18 protein-coding genes are annotated in these 20962 nt (G+C 45.7%); 10 read left to right on the forward strand and 8 right to left on the reverse strand.

Going from position 1 to position 20962, the window contains the following annotated elements:
• Positions 1-137: 137 nt before the first annotated feature.
• The gene (locus PMG25_RS16585) at positions 138-3029 is read left to right on the forward strand and encodes an NACHT domain-containing protein (RefSeq protein WP_283768010.1); all 2892 of its coding nucleotides are present in this window, start codon (positions 138-140) and stop codon (positions 3027-3029) included.
• A gap of 18 nt (positions 3030-3047) precedes the next feature.
• Here the strand turns inward: PMG25_RS16585 and hemF are convergent, their stop codons facing one another.
• Entirely contained in the window at positions 3048-4088 is a 1041-nt protein-coding gene (gene hemF, locus PMG25_RS16590) for an oxygen-dependent coproporphyrinogen oxidase (RefSeq protein WP_283768011.1), read from the reverse strand.
• Between the two features lie 390 nt (positions 4089-4478).
• On the opposite strand from hemF, the gene acsF reads away from it, so the two are divergent.
• The 4 genes from acsF to PMG25_RS16610 all read left to right on the forward strand — a co-directional run bounded on the left by acsF (position 4479) and on the right by PMG25_RS16610 (position 6754).
• Positions 4479-5555 carry a magnesium-protoporphyrin IX monomethyl ester (oxidative) cyclase gene (gene acsF / locus PMG25_RS16595; protein ID WP_283768012.1) on the forward strand — a complete coding sequence of 359 codons (1077 nt, stop codon included), beginning with the start codon at positions 4479-4481 and terminating at the stop codon, positions 5553-5555.
• A 100-nt stretch (positions 5556-5655) separates the two neighbouring features.
• Positions 5656-6246 carry a CAP family protein gene (locus PMG25_RS16600; protein ID WP_283768013.1) on the forward strand — a complete coding sequence of 197 codons (591 nt, stop codon included), beginning with the start codon at positions 5656-5658 and terminating at the stop codon, positions 6244-6246.
• 133 nt (positions 6247-6379) lie between these two features.
• Positions 6380-6592 (forward strand): hypothetical protein, encoded by a 213-nt coding sequence (locus PMG25_RS16605; RefSeq protein ID WP_283768014.1) that lies wholly within the window; start codon positions 6380-6382, stop codon positions 6590-6592.
• A gap of 33 nt (positions 6593-6625) precedes the next feature.
• Positions 6626-6754, forward strand: a complete 129-nt coding sequence (locus PMG25_RS16610; RefSeq protein WP_283764744.1) for a hypothetical protein — start codon at positions 6626-6628, stop codon at positions 6752-6754.
• A gap of 27 nt (positions 6755-6781) precedes the next feature.
• Here PMG25_RS16610 and modB read toward each other — a convergent pair whose 3' ends face one another.
• From modB to PMG25_RS16640, 6 genes are all read right to left on the reverse strand, one after another.
• Positions 6782-8635: a molybdate ABC transporter permease subunit gene (modB, locus tag PMG25_RS16615; RefSeq protein WP_283768015.1), complete on the reverse strand. Its 1854-nt coding sequence runs from the start codon at positions 8633-8635 to the stop codon at positions 6782-6784.
• A 155-nt stretch (positions 8636-8790) separates the two neighbouring features.
• Positions 8791-9576 (reverse strand): molybdate ABC transporter substrate-binding protein, encoded by a 786-nt coding sequence (modA, locus tag PMG25_RS16620; protein WP_283768016.1) that lies wholly within the window; start codon positions 9574-9576, stop codon positions 8791-8793.
• Between the two features lie 77 nt (positions 9577-9653).
• A complete protein-coding gene (hetL, locus tag PMG25_RS16625; protein ID WP_283768017.1) occupies positions 9654-10349 on the reverse strand; it encodes a heterocyst differentiation pentapeptide repeat protein HetL in 696 nt (231 codons plus the stop codon).
• Positions 10350-10434: 85 nt separating this feature from the next.
• Positions 10435-11010, reverse strand: a complete 576-nt coding sequence (gene mreD, locus PMG25_RS16630) for a rod shape-determining protein MreD (protein WP_283768018.1) — start codon at positions 11008-11010, stop codon at positions 10435-10437.
• A 20-nt stretch (positions 11011-11030) separates the two neighbouring features.
• A complete protein-coding gene (gene mreC / locus PMG25_RS16635; protein ID WP_283768019.1) occupies positions 11031-11816 on the reverse strand; it encodes a rod shape-determining protein MreC in 786 nt (261 codons plus the stop codon).
• Between the two features lie 5 nt (positions 11817-11821).
• Positions 11822-12859: a rod shape-determining protein gene (locus PMG25_RS16640; RefSeq protein WP_347178861.1), complete on the reverse strand. Its 1038-nt coding sequence runs from the start codon at positions 12857-12859 to the stop codon at positions 11822-11824.
• A gap of 228 nt (positions 12860-13087) precedes the next feature.
• Here PMG25_RS16640 and PMG25_RS16645 point away from each other — a divergent pair, with 228 nt between their 5' ends.
• Positions 13088-13441, forward strand: a complete 354-nt coding sequence (locus PMG25_RS16645) for a single-stranded DNA-binding protein (protein WP_283768021.1) — start codon at positions 13088-13090, stop codon at positions 13439-13441.
• A gap of 146 nt (positions 13442-13587) precedes the next feature.
• Here PMG25_RS16645 and PMG25_RS16650 read toward each other — a convergent pair whose 3' ends face one another.
• Positions 13588-14355, reverse strand: coding sequence for an SIMPL domain-containing protein (locus PMG25_RS16650; RefSeq protein ID WP_283768022.1), 768 nt, complete (start codon positions 14353-14355; stop codon positions 13588-13590).
• A gap of 766 nt (positions 14356-15121) precedes the next feature.
• On the opposite strand from PMG25_RS16650, the gene PMG25_RS16655 reads away from it, so the two are divergent.
• From PMG25_RS16655 to PMG25_RS16670, 4 genes are all read left to right on the forward strand, one after another.
• Positions 15122-15886 (forward strand): PEP-CTERM sorting domain-containing protein, encoded by a 765-nt coding sequence (locus PMG25_RS16655; protein ID WP_283768023.1) that lies wholly within the window; start codon positions 15122-15124, stop codon positions 15884-15886.
• A 97-nt stretch (positions 15887-15983) separates the two neighbouring features.
• Positions 15984-17294 carry an AAA-like domain-containing protein gene (locus tag PMG25_RS16660; protein WP_283768024.1) on the forward strand — a complete coding sequence of 437 codons (1311 nt, stop codon included), beginning with the start codon at positions 15984-15986 and terminating at the stop codon, positions 17292-17294.
• A gap of 192 nt (positions 17295-17486) precedes the next feature.
• Positions 17487-19751 (forward strand): ribonucleoside-diphosphate reductase subunit alpha, encoded by a 2265-nt coding sequence (locus PMG25_RS16665; RefSeq protein ID WP_283768025.1) that lies wholly within the window; start codon positions 17487-17489, stop codon positions 19749-19751.
• A 123-nt stretch (positions 19752-19874) separates the two neighbouring features.
• Positions 19875-20909 (forward strand): ribonucleotide-diphosphate reductase subunit beta, encoded by a 1035-nt coding sequence (locus PMG25_RS16670; protein ID WP_347178863.1) that lies wholly within the window; start codon positions 19875-19877, stop codon positions 20907-20909.
• Positions 20910-20962 lie beyond the last annotated feature (53 nt).

Consider the following 20962-nt stretch of genomic DNA (forward strand, 5'->3'; position numbering starts at 1 on the left):
AGGGTGCGTTAGCGAAGCGTAACGCACCAATCCTCTATATATGGAGTCGTTGCTCATTGTACTCTACGATGATTTGCTTGATAGAATGGTTGCAATCGTGCGATCGCCGCTAACAGAGATAATCAGGATAGGGTTGAGTGAGTAAACGCATCGTTTTCAAAATTGGCTCTGGAGATTTTGAGCAGGGGTTTCCCGTGACGCTGCAACTGGGGGAGGAAGGACGCACCCCACAGGTTGAGTTGACCCGGTTTTTAGATGCAGCTCCCCATTTACCCCACCTCTATCAGGAGTGGGTGTCAGCTTATCATCGCTTGGGGGGGTTGGATACTCGGATTCGGATTCCAACCCTAGCAGTAACCCATTTAGCGACTCCAGAAGAGCAAACCCAATGTCGAGAAGCGGCTGAAAAACTGCGATCGCACTTCAACCAATGGTTGCGTCAACCCAATGTCCTCGATTTACGCGAAGCCATCCTCGAAACCCTCGATCGCCAAACCCCAGTCCGCATTATTATCCAAACTCAAGATTGGGTTCTCCAGAGACTCCCTTGGACAGTTTGGGACTTTTGGCAGCGCTATCCCAAAGCCGAAATTGCCCTCAGTTTACTCGACTATCAAGGCATCAAACCCGAACTTACCCTACAGGGAACAGTGAATATTTTAGCCGTATTGGGCGCAGAGAGCGGCTTAAATTTAGCCTCCGATCAACAGAGTTTAGAACGCTTGTCTAATGCACAAATTACTTATCTAGAGCGTCCCAGTTTTGCCCAACTCCACGATCGCCTCTGGTCTCAACCCTGGGATATTTTCTTTTTTGCCGGCCATAGTTCCAGTGAATCTGGAGGTCGCTTTCAACTCAATCCCCAAGAGAGTTTAAGCTTAGACCAATTAAAATATGCCTTAAACCGCAGCATCGATCGCGGCTTAAAATTAGCCATTTTCAATTCCTGCGATGGTTTGGGACTCGCTCAACAGTTAGCCGCTCTCAATTTGCCGCAAATGATCGTCATGCGGGAGCAAGTCCCCGATCGCATCGCCCACGAGTTTTTGCAGCATTTTTTATATCACTTCTCCCAGGAAACCCAGTTATACGAGTCCGTCAGAGTAGCGCGGGAAAAACTACAAGGTTTAGAAGATCGGTTCCCTTGCGCCACCTGGTTACCCGTCATTTTCCAGAATCCCGCGTACTTACCTTTGGTATGGAAAAAGGCAGAAGTTCAATTAACGCCTCAATCCAGTTTAAGCCGCTCGGAGCTTCGCAATCGTCAAATTTTACTCAATAAAGTCAATCTATACTGGGTGAAAGGAGTTTTAGAAGCTTCGCTCCATGGACGAGTGTTACTCGAATTGGGAATCGAAGAACGTCATGACGCGATCGCCCATCCTTGGGGGTTAGTTTGGCAAAACACCGAGCAAATGCAACCGGTTCCCGTGACTCACCATTCAGCCCTGGAAAAATTCGACGCTTTAGGGATGGGGCGATCGCTCCTCATTTTAGGCGAACCTGGTTCCGGAAAAACCACCACCCTTTTAGAACTCGCCCGACAATTCATTCATCGAGCCAATCCAGATCATCATCATTCCATCCCAGTCGTCTTTAACTTATCCTCCTGGTTAGGCGAAAAACAATCAATTTTAGACTGGTTAATTCGGGAACTCTATACCAAATATCAGATCCCTCAAGAAATTAGCCAAAATTGGATCAATAACGCTGAACTTCTCCTCCTGCTCGATGGCTTAGATGAAGTTCCTCCTAACAAGCGTCCAGCTTGCGTCACTGCCTTAAATCAATTCATGCAAAACCATGGCACTCTAGAAATTGTCATTTGCAGTCGCCGCAAAGACTACGATCAACTCTCGCAAAAACTGCAAGTTTTAGCCGCCATTTATCTCCAACCCCTAACCCCCGATCGCATTGAACAATATTTACAATTTTGTGGCTCCGATTTATCCGGCTTACGGCAAGCCATTCAAACCGATCCCGTTTTACAAGAATTATCCCAATCTCCCTTAATGCTCAATATCATGGCATTAGCCTATCAAGGTATGAGCTATGACGATTTTCCTAGGGCAACCAAAGAACAGTATCACCATCATTTATTTAACACCTATATTGAGCGCATGTTTAGCCGAAAAATCGGCGAACAGTTATATACAAAATCTCAAACCAAAAACGGGTTAATTCAACTCGCCCAATGGATGATCAAAGACTCTCAAACCGTATTTTTAATTGAGCGAATACAACCGAATTATTTAACCACAAAATCGGAGCAATTGAAATATTGCGGTTTAATTGCCCTCATTGGTGGTATCTTCAGCGCTTTAGGCATTGGATGTAGTGTGGGCCATATTGCCGGGAGTCGGATCGGATTACTCTCTGGATCAATTTTGGGCATCGCTGGAGGACTCGCCGGAGGGATTATTTTAATGTGGGTTTTACCTCGAATTGAACCCGTAGAAAAAATGAAATGGTCTTGGCGCAAAATGAGGATGAATTTGATTCCCGGTCTGCGAGTCGGATTAATTGCCGGTGGATTTTATGCCTTAAGTGTCGCCTTAGTCTTTAATGTCATTTATGGCTTAAATATGGGAGTTAAGGAACTCTTGATTTTTTGGGTATCGGGCTTAAATTTAGGCGTAATGTTTATTTTACTCAGGGGCTTAAGCGGGGGCGATATCGATACCCATACCGTACCCAATCAAGGAATTTGGTTGAGCGCTCGCAATGCATCCTTTTTTACCACTCTAGGCATCTGTACCTTGATCGTATTAGCGAAAATGGTAGGACATCCCACTTTAGTTGGCGCGATCGCCGGTTTATTAATTGGTCTCTTTTCCCCTGGAAGCATCGCCTGCTTACAACACTTTACCCTGCGAACTGTTCTCTATTATTCCGGCAAAATCCCCTGGAATTATGCCCGCTTTCTCGATTACGGCACCAGCCTCATTTTCCTGCAAAAAGTAGGCGGTGGCTATATTTTTATCCACCGCCTATTGCTGGAACATTTTGCCCAACTTCCGCTAGAGTAAATCGCTCAGATTACCGATCTATTTGGCTCCGACTAATTCGCTCGAAGTAGCTTGCTTGTCCCAGTTAACCCAATCTTGGGGTTTTAGGAACGTCTCGTAAAGTTCTGCTTCTCGGCTACCCGGTTCTGGACTATAGCAATATTCCCAACGCACCAGGGGCGGTAAGGACATTAAAATGGACTCAGTACGACCATTGGTTTGTAAGCCAAAGATGGTTCCCCGGTCGTAGACGAGGTTAAATTCAACGTAGCGTCCGCGACGATAGAGTTGGAAATCACGCTCGCGATCGCCATATTCTGTATCTTGTCTGCGTTCAATAATAGGAAGATAGGCAGAGAGGAAAGAATTACCACAACTTTGCACAAAGCCAAAGATCTCTTCCCAAGTATGGGAGGTTTCACCCACTTGTTGACTATAGTGTGCCGCTCCTCCTTCCGCATTGGGGCCTCGATAGAGTTGTCCCCGACCATCTTGGTAATCAAAGAAAATGCCGCCCACTCCTCTCGTTTCTTGGCGATGTTTGAGATAGAAATATTCATCACACCAGCGCTTGAACGTGGGATAATATTCCGGATCGTGCTTATCGCAAGCGTCTTTAATCGTTTGATGGAAGTGAATCGCATCTTCAGCAAACGGATAGTAGGGTGTTAAATCTACTCCACCCCCAAACCACCAAACCGGCCCAGCTTCAAAGTAGCGATAATTGAGGTGAACTGTGGGGATATAGGGGTTACGAGGATGCAGCACCATCGAGGTTCCCGTAGCGAAGAAAGGATGACCGGCTGCTTCGGGACGTTGGGTGAGGATAGAAGGGGGAAGTCCTTCTCCCCAAACTTCAGAAAAGTTCACGCCACCTTGTTCAAACACTCGACCGTCTCGGATCACTCTGGAACGACCCCCACCTCCTTCGGCCCTTTCCCATTGGTCTTGTTTAAATTTAGCTTGACCATCGATCTCTTCTAGTCCTTGACAGATTTGCTCTTGTAAGCCCATAACCCAGGTTTTAAACCGTTCGCGAGAATCTGTCGGAGGCAGGTTGGAGGCTTCGGAATGACTCATAGTAACTTTTAGTAACGTCGTAGACTTGATGTTTTAGAATTTGAACTCTAATCACTTTATAGTGATTAAGCTCAAATGGTCGATTTTTTTTCAAAACTTAATACTTTTGCAAGTACGCCCGATCGCCACAGCCCTGGGCTAGGTTCGGCATCATTGGAGGAGCGATCGCCGCCAAGATGCCCCTGAAATCTTCTCCTATACTAAGTTTTGCATTCTTCTGACTCCGGCGATCTCTGAACCTGGCTCTAGTTTGACCCGCCTTGTATTTGTAGAGTTTTGCATACAAGGAAGAAAAACCGTAAAGCAATGTAAATATTTTATGAGAATTGACGACCAATTCTTATCTTCGTTATAGACTGATGTATCGATAAATTGATTTTGTATCCGATTATGGTAAAAACGCTCTCACAACCCACGATCGCAGAACTCAAGCCGGGTGTAAAAGCTCCAGTCAAGGAAACCCTACTGACTCCTCGGTTTTATACCACGGATTTTGAGGCGATCGCCTCGATGGATATTTCTAGCCAAGAAGCAGAACTGCGGGCCATGGTCGCTGAAATGAAAGCGGACTACAACCGCCATCACTTTGTCCGGGATGAGAGCTTTAACCAGTCTTGGGAACATCTCGATGAGAAAACCCGCGCTACATTTGTAGACTTCCTAGAGCGCTCCTGTACATCTGAATTCTCCGGCTTTTTACTCTTTAAGGAACTCTCGCGCAAGCTCAAAGAAACGAAACCCCTATTATCAGAAATCTTTAACCTGATGGCACGGGATGAAGCTCGTCATGCTGGGTTCTTGAACAAAGCCATGAGTGATTTTAAGATCTCTCTGGATCTGGGGTATCTAACCAAAAACCGCACCTATACCTTCTTTAAGCCAGAGTGGATCATCTATGCGGTTTATCTGTCGGAAAAAATTGGCTATTGGCGCTACATCACCGTCTATCGTCATTTAGAAAAGCATCCCGAATATCAGTTTTATCCCCTATTCCGGTTTTTTGAAAGCTGGTGTCAGGATGAAAACCGTCATGGGGATATTTTTACAGCTTTGTTGCGATCGCAGCGCCATATGTGGGATAGCTGGACAGGACGACTCTGGGCCCGCTTTTTCCTCCTCACCGTCTTTGTCACCCATTCCCTCACCGTCGATGAGCGCACCGACTTTTATGAAATGATTGGTTTAGATGCCAGAGAGTATGACCAAACCGTGGTTTGCAACACTAACGCCACTGCCGGTCGCGCCTTCCCAGTCATGTTAAATGTCGATCACCCCGAATTTTTCCCACGGGTTTATCGCTGTTCAGAGCGCAATATCGAGATGGCAGCGATCGATAAGAGCAATTCGCCTAAAATCGTCAAATTCTTCCGCAAACTGCCCTTAATGGCTGGAATTGGCTGGGATATGCTACGTTTGTATCTGATTAAACCCATTGATGCAGAAGCTATCCGCGAGACCGTGCGTTAACCCAGAAACCGGTTTTCTTAGCGGGTAGGGTGGGCAGAACTGCCCACCCTACTGCTGTGACTACAAGGGTAATGATTGTTGGCTATCAAGACTGAAAACGATGAAAATCAAAACGACAGCTTTTATGGGCCTGACTTTAGTTGGATTAGCGAGTATGCTTTCATGGGGGGCGATCGCCACTCATCTAGCTATAGCCCAAACATCCATAGACTTGAACACCTTGCGTAGCATTGCCTTATCGCAACACAACAGCTATCGCAGCACTCATCATAGCCCCAATCTGAGCCTCAATAACTCCCTCAATAATACGGCACAAAATTGGGCACAACATTTAGCAGCCAATGCCATATTTGAACATAGTTCCCGCAGTCAACGAAACAATGCGGGAGAAAACCTATATGTTTACTACACCACAGGCTCGGCTCCTGGGGCAAATACCTTAGCAGAAGAAGCCGTTACCAGTTGGTACAACGAGGTCTCAGACTACAACTATTCCAATCCAGGTTTTGCTTCTGCAACCGGACATTTTACCCAAGTCGTTTGGAAAAACAGTACCGAATTAGGCTGTGGTGCAGCAGAAGGAACAGCAACCCTTCAGGGCAGGAATTTTAATGCCTTTTATGTGGTCTGCCATTATAATCCTGCGGGTAATGTTACAGGAGATTTTCCGAATAATGTATTGCAACCTTAGATCTAACTCAATTCATGAATCTAAATCCGCCAGAGTAAGTCATTGCGAATGGAACGCAGTGGAATGAAGCAATCTCAACAATCAAGGATTTGATATAATCAAGGAGTGCCCATCAATTACTGAGTCAGTTCCTATGACTGTTCAACCTGTGAAAGAACCTGCTGAAAAACTTGAAGCACGAGTCACTCATTTAGAGATAGAACTGGCGCAAATGAAACAGCTTCTATCTAAAGTTACCGAAAAAGAAATCCCTTGGTGGTTAAAGATTGCTGGTAGTTGTGAAGATGACCCCACTTTTGATGAGGCAATGCATCTGGGACAGCAATGGCGTAAGTCTGCTGAGTAGATTTGTCAATTAACTACATCTAACTGGCTCATCATGTATATTCTTGACACTGACCATCTGAGCTTGATCCAACGTAATGGAGAAGAAGGAAAGCGTATTTTAGAAAAACTGGCTGGCATGAAAGATGTTGAAATTGCCGACATGAAAATCGTTAATTGTTAATTGTTAATTGTTAATTGTCCATTGATATTAGGCAGACATTACAATCAGCTTCAGTGGATCGAGATAAACATACCAAGGAAAGGGACGCTCTTGAATTTCAGTCCATTTTTCCTTAAAGATTTCTGCTTGTAAATGATAATCCTCTTCGTGTTTTCCCACAGAATGGAGCTTGAGATAAAGAGTCATGCGATGAGGGGTTTCACTGACTTTAACTAACCAACAGGGAAAAGTATTGATCGGTTTCGGTTCCAGGAGAAATTGCACATGATGAGCGCGGAGTCCAATATAGGCGGATGTTGGAGGTACAACTTGCTTGAGGGTGAGTTGACAGTCCCAGTCTATGGCTCTAATTTGATGATGATCGAGAATTTGCAGTCGCGAGAAGTTCTTGCACTCGGTCAGTTGTGCCACTCTAAAGTTAGGCGGGTGTTGGAAAATGTCCTGCTTAGAGCCAGAAGCAATAACTTGACCGCGATCGAGAATGGTTAAGGGTTCGCAAACCCGATAGGCTTCTTCGAGTTTGTGAGTTACAAATAAAATTACGCCTTTATAGTTGGTAAAGACTTTGGCTAAAAGTTGTTCAATTTGGCTGCGTAAATAGCTGTCTAAAGCAGATAAAGGTTCATCGAGAAGTAAGGCTTCTGGCTCGATCGCCAATGCTCTCGCCAGAGCCACTCTTTGCTGTTGTCCCCCAGAGAGTTGATGGGGATAGTGTTGGGCGACTTCTTGCAGTTGCAGCAGTTCTAAGTATTTGTGGACTTGTTTGCGTCGTTCAGTTGGCTCTAGATGTTGCAAACCAAAGCCAATGTTACGAGAGACTCTCATGTGGGGAAAGAGGGCATAATTTTGGAAAACAAACCCAATGCGGCGATCGCGACAAGGCAGGTTAATGCCTTGTGCCGAATCAAACAAAGTCCGACCATTGAGAACAATAGTTCCTTGAGAAGGGGTTTCTAAACCGGCAATACAGCGCAAGGTCATACTTTTTCCGGAACCGGAAGCGCCTAAAATTCCCAAGGGGCGATCGCTGGCTTTAAGCTGAACGGTAAGAGGAAAATTGGGGAGAGTTTTATGCAGATCAACAATCAGTTCTTGAGTGTAGACATGGGGGAAATTTACCGATCTTAATGGACGCGATCGGTGAGGTAAGAGCCAACGACTCAGAATGACTAACCAGCGACTTAAGGCAGGAGCGCCCCATCGATCTAAGAACTGATACAACCCCCCTTGAGTGGTTGAGCCATAATTAATGGTGGTAATCACAGCTAGGGCGATCGCCACCAAAATCATCGTCCAAAGGAGAGCTTCTTGCATCTTTCCGGCTTCGGCAGCAAAATAGATGGCGATCGGCATGGTTTGCGTTTTTCCAGGAATGCTACCCGCTAACATTAAACTAGCTCCAAATTCGCCCAAGGCTCTGGCAAAGGTTAAAATAGCTCCTGCAACAATTCCTCGCCAACTTAAAGGAAGAATAATCTGCCAAAAGATCCGCAGTTCTGTCGCTCCTAACGTGCGAGCGCAGTTGACCCAATCTACATTAACTTGTTCAAAAGCCGCTAAGGTAGTTTTGTACATCAAAGGCAAAGCAACGACAGTGGAAGCAATAACCACCCCTTGCCAAGAAAAAATAATACGGATGCCCCAATATTGTAAAAGTTGTCCAAGGGGACTATAACGGCCAAATAATAATAACAGCAAAAAACCAACAACAATCGGCGGCAGGACGAGAGGAAGGGTTAAAATTGCATCGATAATATTCTTTCCTTTTCCCCGATAATTTAACATGATCCCGGCGAGAAGAATTCCAGCAAAAAATGCCAGAAGTGTGGCAACAGAAGCCGTTTTCAGAGAAATCCAGAGCGGAGAAAAATCTAAGGGCATTAATTCTATTGAGTAATGAGTAGTGAGTAATGAGTAATGAGTAATGAGTAATGAGTAACGAGTAATGAGTAATGGGGCTTCTCCCCATTCCCTATTCCCTATTCCCTATTCCCTATTCCCCATTCCCCATTCCCTATTCCCTATTCCCTATCCCCCTATCCCCTATTCATAAATCCATATTTTTGGAAGATCTTTTGTGCAGGTGGGCTGAAGAGAAATTGAACAAATTCTTGGGCTGCTTCTGGATTTTTGCTCTCTCGGATAATGGCTACGGGATAGACAATGGGAGAATGGCTATCATCGGGGGCAATCTCGATAATTTTAACCCGATCTGAAATCTTCGCATCCGTCCGATAAACCATACCTGCATCTACATTACCGGTTTCTACATAAGTCAGGACTTGCCGCACATCTTTAGCAAAGACAAATTTAGATTCTAAGGCTTGATAGAGGTGTAGAGTGTCTAAGACTTCTTTGGCATAAGCTCCGGCTGGCACGCTTTCAGGAGCGCCGATCGCAATTTTCTGGACGCGATCGCTCTTTAACTGAGTAAATCCACTAATGTCAGTGTTTCTTTTCGCTGTAATTAGAACCATCTCATTCTTGAGCAGATCTTTGCGCGTTCCCGGCAGCAGCAAGTCTTGGCTTTGCAGAGCATCCATATACCTTTGGGCAGCAGAAATATAAATATCCACGGGCGCACCCTGTTCGATTTGATAGCGCAAAGAACCCGAAGCACCAAAATTATAGGTCAGTTGGATATGGGGAGTGTGCTGACGGTATATATCGCCAATCTCTTGCAGGACATCTTGGAGACTAGCGGCGGCTGAAATCACTAATACAGTTGATTTTTGGGATTGTGAGCTGCCTAAACTCGACAGAGTAAATGCAGAAACTAACCCCAATACTCCCCATCCTATAACCTTTCGTCTTCCAATCATCAACCCAATTAATCCTATTCCTATTCCCTATTCCCTATTCCCCATTCCCCATTCCCTATTCCCCATTCCCCACTCCCCTATGGCAGTTTTGCCCCCTCAAGGTCTGCATCTGTCAAAATTGTGCCCGTGAGATCGGCTCCCGTTAAATCCGCATGACTTAAGATGGCTCCGGTTAAATCGGCATAACTGAGGTCAGCATAGCGCAAACTGGCTTCCCGTAAATCAGTTTGAAATCCTTGCAGTCTGCGGCCTAATCCAAGATTAGCGCGACAGAGGATGGCTCGGTCTAGGTTCGCTCGATGGAGAATGGTTTGGCTGAGATTGGCGTAGCTTAAGTTCGCTTCAGATAAGATAACCTCTTCTAAGTTCGTGGGTTGGTCAGAAGTGGGGCGTAAATCAGCATCGACGAGGAGGGCTTGGGATAGGTTGGCTCCTTTCAAACTTGCGCCAGATAGAATCGCTTTGATCAGGTTAGCACGGGTTAAATTGGCTTGGTCTAACTTGGCTCCACTCAAGTCTGTATCGCGCAAAAGGGCTTGCGTCAAGTTAGCTCCAGTTAAGTTGGTTCCCCAGAGTAAGGCTTCACTGAGATTAGCACCGTTGAGTTGAGCGCCAGAAAAGTTGCTTTTTCCCAGCCGAGCTTGTCGGAAATCTGTGCCGGAAAAATCAGCATCAGATAAATCGATCTCGACTAATTCTAAATCTTTGAGGTCGAGTCCTTGAAATTGGCGATCGCCTTGACGGTACTTTTCGAGTAGTTCAGATAAAGTCATCACAGCCTGTTAAACCTCACTCTCTTCCGCTCATCGGAAATAATCCTTACTTTACCAAGGACTGTCAATCTGAATCTATGCTCTCTTAGTTTTTCGGGGCAAAGCGCTCCCAAAACAAATTCATGGGCACATAGATGACTGGGGCCCACAGGCTACTGAGAATAGCAGAACACAGAGCAATCTGTTGATGGGCTAACCAAATACTAGAGAAATCGCGATCGCCAATCAACACCAACTGAAGCGCAATCAGCGTTTCCGCCAACAGGGTCATGCCAAAGGTGAGCAGAGCCACCGAAATAAAATCTTCCTGGAAATACCGATCCTTTTTGAATCTACCCGTCAAAAAGCCAACCAAAACCAATCCCAACATATGAGTCGGCGAGGCATTAATGACCCCATTTTCCAACAGGGGATAGGGAGAAGTGAGGGCATCTTGAAGTAAACCCAAGCCTAAACCGGCGATCGCCCCTTGCCAAGCATTGCGTTTTAGACTCCATACCACCACCCACACCAACGGCCAATTCACCCCAATACCCAACAATTCCATACCCGGCCATCGGGTAAACATAATTAGGGCACACAACACGATAGAGGAACCTGTGAGGAAAATATTAACCAAACGACTCAAAGAAGTCAGGCGATCGAGTAACTGTTTTACCACTGTTGTATCACTATTCGTTTCTACTCATCCAACTCATTCAATTCCAAATCCATCGCCGGTTTACCCTCAGAAACCATCACCCACTCTAAATGGCCAATGGGAGCCGAAAACCGAACAATTGCCTCTGGAGCTGGACTTTTTTTCAAATCTACCGACTCCACCACCCCCACTAACAAACCCGATTGGAATCGAGGAGAATAGGGAGAAGTAAACACCTTATATCCCGGTTTAACCTCCGGAACCTTATCAAAAAACTCCATCACCGCCTTATTTTGGCCCCTACCATGTAAGATCCCCATAAAGCTGCGGTCTTTGCCGACACGAATAGTCGCCCCCACCCGACTGGTAGGATCGCTTAAGAGCAAGACTCGGCTAGTATTTTCTGTAACACTAATTACACGACCGATCAATCCTCCCGTTCCCGTAACAATATAATCCTTTTGAATCCCATCCCCACTGCCTTTACCCAAGGTAATTTGCTTCCACCAATGATCCGCACTGCGGCCAATAATGGGAGCAATGACCCCTTGACGTTTCGACTGTTCTTGATAATCAATGAGCTGCTTTAAACGACTATTTTGCTGTTCGAGTTCTTCCACTTGCGCTTCTAACTCCAACATCCGTGCCGTCACTAACTGTTCTTGAGGTGGGTTTCCTTGGAAGGGTTCAACCAAACGGCCATAGAGTTCAAACACCAACGTTCCTTGGGTTTGCCGCACATAAACCGCTAAACCTAAGCCGACAATCATCAGCACTAAGTTTAACCAATTTCTTTCCCACCATCGACGAATTTGACGTATATACATTCACCTTACATGCGCGATCGCGCACTAAACACTCGTTCCAACTGCTTAAAGTTTTCCAACACCCTGCCTGTACCCAACACCACACAACTCAACGGATCAGCCGCCACATGGGTAACAATTCCCGTTTCATGGCTCACCAGAGTATCCAAACCCTGAAGCAGGGCCCCACCCCCTGCCAACATAATCCCTCGGTCGATAATATCAGCCGCTAACTCAGGGGGAGTCCGCTCTAGCGTCCGCTTCACCGCATCAATAATCATCGATAACGGCTCAGACATACTCTCGCGAATCTCACCCGCCTTAATGCTAACGGTTCTAGGCAAACCCGACAGTAAATGCAACCCCCGCACATCCATCGCCCCCTCATCAATCTCTGGAGTCGGATAAGCTGAACCGATCTGAATCTTGATATCTTCAGCCGTCCGTTCCCCAATGGTTAAATTGTGGACTTTTTTCATATACTGAATAATCGAATCATTCAGCTCATCACCCGCGACACGCACCGACTCACTAATTACCGTCCCTTGTAAACTCAAAACGGCAACTTCTGTGGTTCCACCGCCGATATCAATAATCATATTCCCCGTCGGTTCCGCCACCGGTAAGCCAGCTCCGATCGCCGCCGCTACGGGTTCATCAATTAAATAGACATCCCGCGCTCCCGCCTGGGAAGCCGCTTCCATCACCGCCCGACGCTCCACACCGGTTACCCCCGAAGGAATACCAATCACCATCCGTGGGGGGATTAACCCCTGTTTCCCTTCATGCACCCGTTCGATAAAATGCTTGAGCATCAGCTCCGCCGTATCGAAATCCGCAATTACCCCATCCCGCAGAGGGCGAAACGTGGTCACATTCCCCGGAGTCCGACCCAACATTTTCTTCGCATCATCCCCAACGGCTAAGGGAGCTTTGGTTTCCGTGTCGATCGCCACTACAGATGGCTCCTGCAACACAATCCCCTTCCCCGACACATAAACTAAGGTATTCGCAGTACCGAGATCGATACCCATATCTCTTGAAAACCGACTAAATACGCCCACCGCTTTTTCTCTCCCCACTTCAATATGTCCAAATATCTAGAATTGTAAAAATATATAACTGACGTGGATTCTATTATGTTTTTGAGCTACCGTCCAGTCAGTTACCCTATTTCCCTCACCTTACCCCAAAGTCAGGATCGCAATCCCCATCTCCCCCATCCTCCCCATCTCCCCCTGAGATTCGCTAAAGTAGATTAATTGTTCATCATCCCAGTGGTGGAATTCAACATGGATCTCAACGTTGTACATTTAGTCGGTCGCGTCGGTGGCGATCCCGATGTTCGGTATTTTGAGTCAGGGGCGGTCAAATGTAGACTGACTCTAGCCGTCGATCGCCGCACGCGACGCACGGATCAACCGGATTGGTTTAATCTAGAATTGTGGGGTAAAACGGCTGAAATTGCCGCCAACTATGTTCGCAAAGGCAAACAGATTGGAGTGACTGGATCGTTGAAAATTGACCAGTGGGAAGATCGCATGACTCAAGCCGAACGCTCTAGCCCCGTTATTCGAGTGGATCGCTTAGACTTATTAGGCTCTAAGCGAGATGAGGAAGCAGAAGGAATGCCCAGCGAATTCTGACCTCTAGCCAGCGCCAAAGTCTTTACTAGACTATTGCCTATTGCCTATTGCCTACTGCCTATTGCCTATTGCCTATTGCCTATTGCCTATTGCCTATTGCCTATTGCCTACTGCCTACTGCCTATTGCCTGACTTCTACAAGAAGTCTAATACCGAATTTGCAAGGTAACCGAGGCTTCAACCTGTTGCTCACCTCCGATAACTGGGGTTGGGGCAGATTCTGCTCGTGCAAAGTTTGCCCCATCCAACCGGATAGGAGAAGGGGCACTGGCGTGGTTAATCTGAATGCTGACAATCCCACGAGAGTTAAGATTGAGGGCATCTAGAACCGTTTCAGCTTGCTTTTGAGCATCGGCAGTGGCTTGGCGGAGGGCAACCTGTTGGGCGGCGGCAATGGCTTCATCAGTGGCAATAAAACTAATGCCATCAATGCGAGTGGCTCCCGCTTGTACGGCTTCATCGATGAGGCTACCGGCTTTAGAAGTCTCGATGCGGAAGCTGACGGTATTGGTAGCCGTGTAACCGGTGAGGCGTTGAGTGCGATCGCTATAACTATAATTGGGCGTTAACCGAATTCCTGTCGTTTCCAGTTGCTCCACTTGACGCGATCTCAGCAATTCCACCACTGCTGAAGACTGTCGAGCCACTTGTGCTTGTACCTCTTGGGCCGTTTTTCCCTCAATTTGTACGCCTAAATTGACCACCGCTAACGTGGTGGGAATGCTTTCTATCCCTCTCCCCGTCACCGTCAACGTTTGCAACAGGTGCTGTTGTTCCTGAGCGAGAACCGGTTTGGGGGGCTGAAGACTACCCACAAACACAGCCAACCCCATAACCCCAACCGCTAAAGGCAAGATTGACCACCGTCGCCAGTTTTGGGCTACACCTGAATCAGATTTATGAATAGGATACATAGCTGGAGTCTCTCTCCTCAACGTGAATGTCTATGACTCTTAGTTTGGCTCACCCCAATAAATTCCAGCATACTGTTACCATTTTTGTAACTCTATGGTAGCCCCATAAACTTGCCTAGATCTCTTAGCTGTTGCCCTGACTCCCCTTCACATAAACTTTATAAATCGTCTGATTTTATAAAGTTTTAATAAAATAGAGGTCTTAGACTTGCATCAGAGAATAAAAAGCTTTATAAATAAAAGGTAAGGTACTGAAGCGTAACCAACCGAAGCCTAAGCTGGGTCTTTCCCAGTAGGGTAAGGAAGTTAGGTGTAAGAAATCAGAGGTCGCTATAGTAGCTGATTAAAAGGTTTCTGTTCAGTAGAAATGTTAAATATAAACTCCTAGAACTTTTCTATACGGTTGTGCAGCGCGTGCGCGATCGTATTTTTTTTTGATCGGGGTTTTGCCTTAAACACCTTAAGCAAAACTGACGTTAACCTTGAGTACCTTGCCTTAGACCATGAAGATTATAGATTGACAAAAACCACAATGTATGTATTCAAATCACCTGGGAGAGAAAAGTGAGTAATAGTACAGAAGGAGCGATCGCTCAATTTTAAAGGCTTCATAAAGACTTGCAGAAACCATCAACCAATTTCCTTAAACTTACTGAGACCCCTGTAGGAGTCAATCCTATGACTTTTGGATATGTTCATTGGCGGGTTAATTCGTCATAGTAGACCTATGGAAACAACACAGAAAAAGTTATAGGAGTCCTTACCAATGAATACAACCAAAACCTTAGTGATTACGGCTGCAACCTCTATTTTTGCTCTCGTTGCCACTCAGCCTTCTGCTCAAGCTTATCGCCTCTTCTTCGGAGAAGACTTAAATAATAGTTGGTCTACTCCTTTATCTGCTACGCCTAACTCTTCAGCCGCTCAAGGTGAATTTCTCTCTGGGTTAGTAGGAGTAGGAGTAGAAACGTTTGAAGGATTTTCTTCGGGTACAAGAGGGCCAGTGGGTCTCGATTTTGGTGAAGCGGGAGTTGCTACCTTACAAGGTAATGGGTATATACAACAACGTGCCTCTGGTACATCCGCCGCAGGTCGTTATGCTGTGTCAGGCTCAAAGTTTTGGGAAGGTGAAGCTGATGCAGGTGCATTTTCCATTGACTTTAGTCAAGAAGTGGCAGCCTTTGGGTTTAATGGGGTAGATATTGGTGACTTTGGCGGTCAACTGTCCCTGATTCTAGATTTGGCCAATGGAACTCAGCAAACCGTCACAGTTCCTAATACGGTAGGTAGCTCTGGTAGTACGGATGGTTCTGTTCTCTACTTTGGACTGATTGCGGAAAATGATGATGAACTGATTAATGGTCTTTCGTTCAGCATGACGACTGGACAAGGAGATTGGTTTGCTTTTGATAATATGACCATTGGTAGCAAGGAACAAGTGGCTAGTACCCCGGAACCCGCGTCTGTCCTCGGATTATTGGCGGTAGGTGCTATCGGTGCAGTGACTGGACTCAAGCGTAAAGCGCACTAGCTCATCCGATTTGAGTATTGAGTAAACAGATGTAACATTATAACTCCTAGGCATGGGTGCGTATTATACTGAGGTACAGTGAACTCAATACGCACCCATGCCTAATCTTGAGAGAGCTTTACAGTTTATTGAACAACGATGGATAGGAAAGACCGGTAAACCTCTAAGTCCTATTCAGAAAGCGATTCTCCAGGGTTCCTGGGGAGAGGAAGCAATCCCATATCATCAGATTGCCGCTCAGGAAAACTATTCCTGCCAGTATATTCAGCAAGTGGCCGCTCCCCATCTATGGCGTATCTTATCTGGCGTATTGGGGGAAAAAGTGAGTAAAAAAAGCTTTACTTCTGTGGTAAAGAAGTATCTGGCCACTGGAAATTTGGACGGTGGTTTCCTAGATCTTCCTGGCGATCGCCTTTCTCTTGACTCTAAGTTGTATATTAAAAGACCCAGTGTAGAGCAACTGGGTTTTCAAGTCTTGTCTCAGCCGGGAGGAGTTCTAAGTCTTGTGGGGCCTCGAAAAATAGGTAAAACCTCTCTGATGATTCGGCTTTTGCATCGAGCAAGACAAGAAAATATGACGGTCATTCCTTTAAGCCTAGAACAGGTTGACCCAGAGTTTTTACAAAATTTAGATCATTTGCTAAGATGGCTAATCTATGAGTTGCATTATCGATTAAGTTTATCGCCTCCTGAATGGAATTGTGCTATAGATGGATTAGGATGCAAAGGGTTATCAACTCATTACCTAGAAAATTTACTCAACAAAATTGAGTCATCTTTAGTAGTCGCTATTGACGAATTCAATCTATTATTTAATCATCATTCAATTGCGATTGATTTCTTACGCTCACTGCATTCTTGGCATGAATTTTCAGGATATGGAAGTCCAGAAACTAGGTCTTGGAAAAAATTACGATTTATATTAGTGACCCGTACAGATATTTATGCTGAACTCAATATTAAAAGCGCTCCTATCCGCATTGGTAAATCGATGAAACTTCCTTACTTTACCACCCTAGAGATAGACGAGTTGGCCAACTATTATCGGGTGAAACTTACCTATTCTGAAATTGAGGAACTCATGCGGTTTACAGGAGGACACCCTTATTTAGTAAGCTTGAGTTTATACACAATTTATCAAAACAATGCCACTTTAAAGACTGTCTTAAATGCTAACATTGAGGGAGATCCTATTTTCAAGAAATATTTAAACACCTATGGTCAAATTCTTCAAGGGAATGCTACTCTACTGTGTGGGTTTCAAGAGGTAATTCAAGCTCAAGGAGGTGTAAGATTACCTCCAGAAATGGAGTTTCAGCTCGAAAGTTTGGGTTTGGTGAAGTCGGGTAAGGATGGAGTTACGGTAGCCAATGGGTTATATCGTTGGTATTTTGGCGATCGCCCTTAAATTCGCTTAAGGGATAAATTGATCAATATCTTCAGTGAGAAGGAGAAAATTTTGGGGTAAGCCGACTTGATATAAACACCCTAGGTATAGCGCAAAATTAAAAAATTGTCAAATACTTTCACTAGATGTAGAAAATGGAGTACATTAAGATCTCATCACTTCATTCATGTGATCGTAGTACCTCCATTCCCTATGATGCAACCAACGCTCTCCGTAACAGCCCATACCCCCCACACAACCCCGATTCATGTGATTAAACGAGATGGCACTCGTGCAGCCCTAGATATCACCAAAATTCGTGCTGTTGTGGAGTGGGCGTGTTTGGGAACCCAAGCCAGCCCAATTCCTTTAGAAGCAGGATTAACGACGCGCCTGCGTAATGGGGTGACCACTAGAGAAATTCAGGAAAACCTGATTAATTGTAGCTTAGAGCTATGTAGTCCGACTGAACCCGATTGGCGGTATGTGGCGGGACGGCTGCATATGTGGAGCCTTTGGAAAGATACCTTAGTTTCCCGTGGCTATCAATATAGCAACTATCCGAAAACAGTGGCCCGTAAGGTGGCTGCCAATGAGTATGACCAACGGATCTTAACCTATTCTCCGGATGAATTGGAAATTGCGGGGGGTTGGATTAATCCGGATTGGGATACGGATTATGATTATGCTGGGGCAACTCTGTTAACGAAGCGGTATTTGCTTGAAGATGAATTGCCCCAAGAAGCTTATCTGACTTGTGCGCTGCTGCTTGCGTCGGTGGAAGAACCGCAAAACCGGCTGAAGTGGGCGAAAAAGTTTTATGAGGCGATCGCCCAACGGAAAATTTCCTTAGCCACCCCGATCCTCGCCAATCTCCGCATTCCTGGGGGTTCCCTCTCCAGTTGCTTCATTACCGCTATGGATGACCACCTAGAGAGCATTTATGCCACTTTAACCGATACGGCCCGCATTTCCAAAAATGGGGGCGGTGTAGGGGTGAATGTGAGCCGCATTCGGGCAACCGGATCTTGGGTGATGGGTAAACCCAATGCTTCTGGGGGGGTGGTTCCCTGGATTAAATTGCTCAATGATACGGCGATCGCCGTTAACCAAGGGGGAAGACGCGCAGGAGCAGTCACCGTCAGCCTCGATATCTGGCATTTGGATATCCTCGAATTCCTGGAAATGCAAACCGAAAACGGGGATCAACGGCGCAAAGCTTATGATATTTTCCCTCAATTGGTGATTGCCGATGAATTCATGAGACGGGTTATTGCCCAAGAAAACTGGACATTAGTCGATCCCTACGAAGTCAAAACCAAGCTAGGCATTGACTTACCGACTCTCTGGGGCAAAGACTTCGAGCAAGCCTATGAAAAAATTGAAGCCGAAGTGGGTCATACTCTAACCTTGTATAACCGGATTAATGCCAGGGAACTGTTTAAGACGATCATGCGTACCCAGGTAGAAACGGGTATGCCCTATCTGGCATTCAAAGATACCATTAACCGTGCTAATCCCAACTCCCATAAAGGCTACATTCCCGGCGTTAATCTCTGCTGTGAATCCTTCAGCAATGTCAGCCCTGGAGAAGAAGCCCATTGTTGTAACTTGAATAGCCTCAATTTTGCCAACCTAGAAGCCGAGGAATTGGCCGACATTTGCCAAACGGCAGTCCGCATGTTGGACAATACCATTGAAGTCACCCATCCTCCTTTCGCAGCCAGTAAAACCCATAATGATAGATATCGCACCATTGGCGTAGGAGCCATGGGATTAGCGGATTGGTTGGCGAAAAACCAACTTTCCTATGAGGATTTGCCGCAGATAAGCCATTTATTTGAGGAAATGGGTTATTGGTGTACCCATGCTTCCATGGAGTTGGCGAAAGAGCGCGGTGCTTATAAATACTTTGCCGGCAGTCAGTGGAGTAAAGGGCATTTGATTGGAGCCAAACCGGTGGAGTGGTTTCGGGAACATTCCCAGGAGCCAGAGCGCTGGGAGCAATTGTCACAAGATATCCAGAAATATGGTATTCGTAATAGTCATATTACGGCGATCGCCCCCAACACCTCCTCCTCCCTCGTCCAAGGTTGCACCGCCAGCATTCTGCCCACCTACAGCCGTTTCTTCTACGATAAATGGGCAAAAGGCAGCGTACCCATTGCCCCCCCATTTATCACCGACGCTCTCTGGTACTACCAAGAAAACAAACACTTAGAACAGAAAAAAGTCGTCGCTGCTGTCTCCACCATTCAACAGTGGATTGATACCGGCATTTCCATGGAATTGCTCTTTAATTTGAACGCAGGTGTCTATTTTCAGGATGAACCCGAACGTACCCTCAAAGCTAAAGACATTTTTGAAACTTTAGTCATGGCTTGGCAACAACAATGTAAAGCCGTATACTATGTCCGCACCGTTCAACGGGACGACTTTAAGGAAGGGTTAACCGACTGTAGTTCTTGCGCCAATTAAACCCACATTTGCCAAAATTAGGAAATGGAAGTAGATTATAATCTGCTTCCATTTTTTTGTCATTGAATCTAAAGTTGGACTACAAAAATCATGAATCATACACACTTCATCGATCGGCAAAAAATGACAATGAACCCCATCTTTAACCCTGGGGGAAATGACGACACCGAGCATCGAACCATTTGGTTTGGGGAAACCACCAATCTCATGCAACTCAATGATGTCCGCTATCCTTGGGCAGTCAGTCTCTATAAAATGATGCGTGAGAACTTCTGGATTCCCGAAAAATTGGACATTACTCAAGATGTGGTGGATTATTGGAATTTAACCCCAGAAGAGCGAAAAGCGTTTGATGGAATTTTATCCTATTTAACCTTTTTAGATTCCGTTCAAACCTGCAATATTCCCCACTTAAAAAGCACGGTTACCGCGCCAGAAATTAGTCTCTGCATGGCGGAACAAATTGCCCAAGAGGGAATGCACAATCAATCGTATCAATATATGATTGAGACGATTATTCCTTCAGAAAGACGGAATGAAGTATATGACTTCTGGCGCACCGATAAGGTTTTAAAGGAGCGCTGTACATTTGTGGCGGGACTTTATCAACAGTATATTGACGATCCGACCCCAGAAAAATATTTTGTTTCTTTGGTAGCCGACTATATTTTAGAAGGGCTGTATTTTTACAATGGATTCTGTTTTTTCTATAATCTAGCTTCGCGGATGTTGATGCCAGGCAGTGCGGATATTTTCAAGTTGATTAATCGAGATGAATTATCCCATGTCCGGCTCTATCAAAAAATTCTGCCGGAGGCAATGACGGTGTTTCCCCATTCGGTGGATCAAATTTATGAAATGTTCGATCATGCCGTGCGCCATGAATGTCAGTGGACTAACCATATTATTGGCAATCAAATCCTGGGAATTACGGAGGGGAGTACGGAGCAGTATACCAAATACTTGGCTAATATTCGCTTAGGGGCGATCGGTTTGCCGCCGATGTATCCGGATGATAAATATAAGAAGAGTCCCTATGCTCATCTAGAGCGTTTTTCGGATACGAAGAAAGAAGGCCATACGAAGGCGAATTTCTTTGAAGCGGGAGTCACCAGTTATGTGATGTCTTCCGGGGTAACCGGTTGGGACGAAATTTAGGGGTTGTAAGCTGTAACCCTCTTTTGTCACCCTGGGACGAAAGAGGGCGATCA

The sequence above is a fragment of the Roseofilum capinflatum BLCC-M114 genome (assembly GCF_030068505.1).
Taxonomy (GTDB): Bacteria; Cyanobacteriota; Cyanobacteriia; order Cyanobacteriales; family Desertifilaceae; genus Roseofilum; species Roseofilum capinflatum.

Bases quoted from the DNA above. Each gene is read 5' to 3' on its own strand.
- PMG25_RS16665 (WP_283768025.1), top strand. From the start codon at position 17,487: ATGATGCAACCAACGCTCTCCGTAACAGCCCATACCCCCCACACAACC.
- PMG25_RS16655 (WP_283768023.1), top strand. From the start codon at position 15,122: ATGAATACAACCAAAACCTTAGTGATTACGGCTGCAACCTCTATTTTT.
- acsF (WP_283768012.1), top strand. From the start codon at position 4,479: ATGGTAAAAACGCTCTCACAACCCACGATCGCAGAACTCAAGCCGGGT.
- hemF (WP_283768011.1), bottom strand. From the start codon at position 4,088: ATGAGTCATTCCGAAGCCTCCAACCTGCCTCCGACAGATTCTCGCGAA.
- PMG25_RS16645 (WP_283768021.1), top strand. From the start codon at position 13,088: ATGGATCTCAACGTTGTACATTTAGTCGGTCGCGTCGGTGGCGATCCC.
- modB (WP_283768015.1), bottom strand. From the start codon at position 8,635: ATGCCCTTAGATTTTTCTCCGCTCTGGATTTCTCTGAAAACGGCTTCT.
- hetL (WP_283768017.1), bottom strand. From the start codon at position 10,349: ATGACTTTATCTGAACTACTCGAAAAGTACCGTCAAGGCGATCGCCAA.
- PMG25_RS16650 (WP_283768022.1), bottom strand. From the start codon at position 14,355: ATGTATCCTATTCATAAATCTGATTCAGGTGTAGCCCAAAACTGGCGA.
- PMG25_RS16605 (WP_283768014.1), top strand. From the start codon at position 6,380: ATGACTGTTCAACCTGTGAAAGAACCTGCTGAAAAACTTGAAGCACGA.
- PMG25_RS16600 (WP_283768013.1), top strand. From the start codon at position 5,656: ATGAAAATCAAAACGACAGCTTTTATGGGCCTGACTTTAGTTGGATTA.
- PMG25_RS16670 (WP_347178863.1), top strand. From the start codon at position 19,875: ATGACAATGAACCCCATCTTTAACCCTGGGGGAAATGACGACACCGAG.
- modA (WP_283768016.1), bottom strand. From the start codon at position 9,576: ATGATTGGAAGACGAAAGGTTATAGGATGGGGAGTATTGGGGTTAGTT.
- mreC (WP_283768019.1), bottom strand. From the start codon at position 11,816: ATGTATATACGTCAAATTCGTCGATGGTGGGAAAGAAATTGGTTAAAC.
- PMG25_RS16660 (WP_283768024.1), top strand. From the start codon at position 15,984: ATGCCTAATCTTGAGAGAGCTTTACAGTTTATTGAACAACGATGGATA.
- PMG25_RS16610 (WP_283764744.1), top strand. From the start codon at position 6,626: ATGTATATTCTTGACACTGACCATCTGAGCTTGATCCAACGTAATGGA.